Origin of the sequence: Paraclostridium dentum (genome assembly GCF_012922555.1) — a bacterium.
Classification (GTDB): domain Bacteria; phylum Bacillota; class Clostridia; order Peptostreptococcales; family Peptostreptococcaceae; genus Paraclostridium; species Paraclostridium dentum.
In genome coordinates this window covers 1-331 of sequence record NZ_WIPK01000186.1, presented here as the reverse complement: position 1 = coordinate 331, position 331 = coordinate 1, and the positions used below count along the sequence as shown (strand labels likewise).

The following is a 331-nucleotide window of genomic DNA, read 5'->3' as shown; positions in this document are numbered from 1 at the left end:
ACGTAAGGCATCATGGGTGCGTACAAGTACATGCAGGAGTTATGGAGGAAGAAGCAGTCGGATGTGATGCGCTTTCTGCTGCGTGTCCGTTGCTGGCAGTATCGTCAGCTCTCCGCCCTGCACCGCGCTCCCAGACCCACCAGACCCGACAAGGCACGAAGACTCGGCTACAAGGCCAAGCAAGGTTACGTCATCTACCGGGTGCGTGTCCGTCGCGGTGGCCGCAAACGCCCCGTACCCAAAGGCGCCACATACGGCAAGCCCGTGCACCACGGTGTCAACCAGCTGAAGTTCGCTCGCAGCCTGCAGTCCGTCGCTGAGGAGCGTGCTG

At 61.3% G+C, this 331-nt stretch carries 1 protein-coding gene; it reads left to right on the top strand.

The window, feature by feature from the left end:
* Positions 1 to 30 precede the first annotated feature (30 nt).
* Positions 31 to 331 (top strand): eL15 family ribosomal protein (locus GFJ41_RS21300; RefSeq protein ID WP_206001633.1); only part of this gene is annotated, 301 nt, incomplete at its 3' end.